Below are 446 nucleotides of genomic sequence, written 5' to 3'. Positions count from 1 at the left end.
TTTGTAATCAACGTTACAACATCATCAGAAACCTTAATACGAACAAGAGCTTCATTCTCTACATAAGATATTCGTTGTACCCATCGACTTATTACATTCTCAATGTTGTCCTTTTGAGTCAGTTTTTGATAGCTAAATCTACGATCAAATAGGCTTTTGCAAGCATCTTTAAGAACTTTATAGGCTGTATTTCTATGAACATTGAAATGGTTGATATAGCTTTCAGCATGAATCGTCAAATCTTTATCATTGGGTGTATTTGATTGCCTAGCTTCAAGTATGGCTAACAGTATTAAACGTTGTTCTGATAGGTCTAAATTATAACTGGCATTTATTAGTGCATTATCTTTAACGACTAGTTCTTTTTTCATAAGCACACATGTCTTTTAAGTATATAAGTACACTCTATTTTATTAAGTGTCACTTTGCAAGATAAAGGTGTACTT

The 446-nt window shown here is 31.8% G+C and carries 1 protein-coding gene; it reads right to left on the bottom strand.

Annotation, left to right across the window (positions count from 1 at the left end):
• Window positions 1–371: RepB family plasmid replication initiator protein (locus GYB81_RS24080; RefSeq protein WP_161898027.1), on the bottom strand; the 371-nt coding region annotated here is incomplete at its 3' end.
• Between the last annotated feature and the right edge of the window lie 75 nt (window positions 372–446).

Origin of the sequence: Pseudomonas yangonensis (assembly GCF_009932725.1) — a bacterium.
Taxonomy (GTDB): Bacteria; Pseudomonadota; Gammaproteobacteria; order Pseudomonadales; family Pseudomonadaceae; genus Aquipseudomonas; species Aquipseudomonas yangonensis.
This window is presented reverse-complemented; position numbering and strand designations above follow the sequence as displayed.